Genomic DNA, 1853 nt, shown 5'->3' on the forward strand with positions numbered 1-1853 from the left:
GTTGCCTCAAACAAACAAAGGGTAAGCCATGACATCAATATCACCCGATCAGAACCAGTCCAGAGTAAATACGCTGTTTGAGCTGATCCACCTTCTGCATATGGCACTTAAACTGGATGGCCTGGAGATGCAGGAAGAGGACATCGTCGATCTGATCATTGAGATAGCCAGTGAGCTGGATGAGACAAGCCCAGCGCCATATCTGCACAATGCTCTAATTGATCCGACCGAACCGATGGAGCCAATCTGCTGGGGCACGCTCTATATGACTCTGTTGCCCGCTATAGGCCGCACGCTAGGCTTCTTGACTGCTGAGAGCAATGATCCTCGAGCATGGGTTAAAGAAGACATGACGCATACGCAAAATCTTGTCAGCGAGTGGTCGCGTAATGCGGAGCGTGTCATGGCTGACGTCAATAGCGCCATGCGAGATCAGGTAGGATTCGATGTGACCGATCTGTCAGAGCAAATGCAGAGGACAGCCGAAAGCATGGACCAGGCTGAGGCACGGTTGTATAGCCAGTGGTCAGGGTTGAAGACAGTTCATTAAGAAAGACTAAGCCGGATGAACAGACATGGATGATGGCGCCGAAGGCGTATGGAAAGGACTCAAGCTCTTGATTAGAGGGCTCTGTGAATTTCCAGAAACAGTTATGGATCTATTCGAATGGCTAGGCCGCAAGGTTCTTCGGCATGTGTTTCGCGTGAAGAAAGAGGTCGGCTACTGGACAGCTATGCCGATAGGACTGTGTTTTATAGTTCTAGTCGGTATGGCAGGATTTCTGATTGCCGTAGCATTGTAGGCTGGTAAAGCAAAAAGAGCTGAAAATTAATTATTAAACATAACTATCAGCTTATGAAACCGCTTTCTTAGGACGTGTAGTGCTTAAAACTCCTAAGTACTCAGGTCAACAGGCTATACAGTAGAAATATGCCACCGCCTATGACCGGAACAGCAATCGCAGCCGCTTGTAAAAGCGGAACAAGACTATTTCTTTGGTTTTTCTGCATCTGATGGATGATGCCCTGGACCTTCTGTGGATCTGTCAGGTATGGGCTCTTGAACTGTTGTTTGGTGCTCATAGTAGACCTCTCGTGCTTTAAGCGTGGCGGTTAAGCCAGTAAAGATGGCCGCTAGTACAGCCCCAATCACCGTAAGCCACTTGCGGATAGACTCCTTACGGTAGTCTTTCACTTCGACGTCAAGCTTGCTGATGTCGAGATCCAACTTAACGATGTCCAAAGCTGTTTTCTGATTATCCAGTTCCAGCTTTTCAAGCGTCTTTTCGAGAATTCGGATTTCGAGTCCCGTCTTTCTCAGTGTATAGACTGCCTGCTGGGATGCAATATCCTCTGGCTTGTCTGGTATATCTGATTCGATCATTGGAGCCCCGATACTCAACTGATCCCAGGCTGAAGGCACAGGTATACCAGCGCCGTCTCTCTAAAGCTATCGCCAACCCCTTTCGATCACTGGGGTCCAAATATTGGCGACATGGAGCGCGCTGATTTGAGCTGAAGATTGTAAGGGAAGGTTCTATGCGCTCAGTTTGTCAGCATTCGCATGAACGTGTAGCTGATCGTGGTAATCACAAGAAGCAACACGCATGCTCGCCAGCCTTTGCCAGGGTTGATGCCAATTGACTGCTCCCCGCCCTAAAGGACGGGGATTCCCAATTCATCGCGAACAGGACACAGGCATTTGACCTCTGCCGCTTACATTCGCTCCAGGGGCTAACACGGCCAGCCCGGCCGAGTGCGGCATTAACGTCGCGATCATGCTCTGCCTTGCATTGAGGGCAAACCTATGAGCGGACGCTAAGCGGCATTAGGTCCATTACAAACCCACAGCC

Annotated in this window: 3 protein-coding genes; 2 read left to right on the top strand and 1 reads right to left on the bottom strand. The window is 49.6% G+C overall.

Annotated elements, in window-relative coordinates:
- Nucleotides 1–28 precede the first annotated feature (28 nt).
- The gene (locus IQ22_RS23010) at nt 29–550 is read left to right on the top strand and encodes a hypothetical protein (RefSeq protein WP_145146119.1); all 522 of its coding nucleotides are present in this window, start codon (nt 29–31) and stop codon (nt 548–550) included.
- A gap of 25 nt (nt 551–575) precedes the next feature.
- Nucleotides 576–803 carry a hypothetical protein gene (locus IQ22_RS23015; RefSeq protein ID WP_145146120.1) on the top strand — a complete coding sequence of 76 codons (228 nt, stop codon included), beginning with the start codon at nt 576–578 and terminating at the stop codon, nt 801–803.
- 185 nt (nt 804–988) lie between these two features.
- Here the strand turns inward: IQ22_RS23015 and IQ22_RS23020 are convergent, their stop codons facing one another.
- Nucleotides 989–1384: a hypothetical protein gene (locus IQ22_RS23020; RefSeq protein WP_145146121.1), complete on the bottom strand. Its 396-nt coding sequence runs from the start codon at nt 1382–1384 to the stop codon at nt 989–991.
- Between the last annotated feature and the right edge of the window lie 469 nt (nt 1385–1853).

This window comes from Pseudomonas duriflava, assembly GCF_007830155.1.
GTDB lineage: Bacteria > Pseudomonadota > Gammaproteobacteria > Pseudomonadales > Pseudomonadaceae > Chryseomonas > Chryseomonas duriflava.

What these genes read in the sequence shown, in the direction of transcription:
- IQ22_RS23010 (WP_145146119.1), top strand. Translation starts at nt 29, where the DNA reads ATGACATCAATATCACCCGATCAGAACCAGTCCAGAGTAAATACGCTG.
- IQ22_RS23015 (WP_145146120.1), top strand. Translation starts at nt 576, where the DNA reads ATGGATGATGGCGCCGAAGGCGTATGGAAAGGACTCAAGCTCTTGATT.
- IQ22_RS23020 (WP_145146121.1), bottom strand. Translation starts at nt 1,384, where the DNA reads ATGATCGAATCAGATATACCAGACAAGCCAGAGGATATTGCATCCCAG.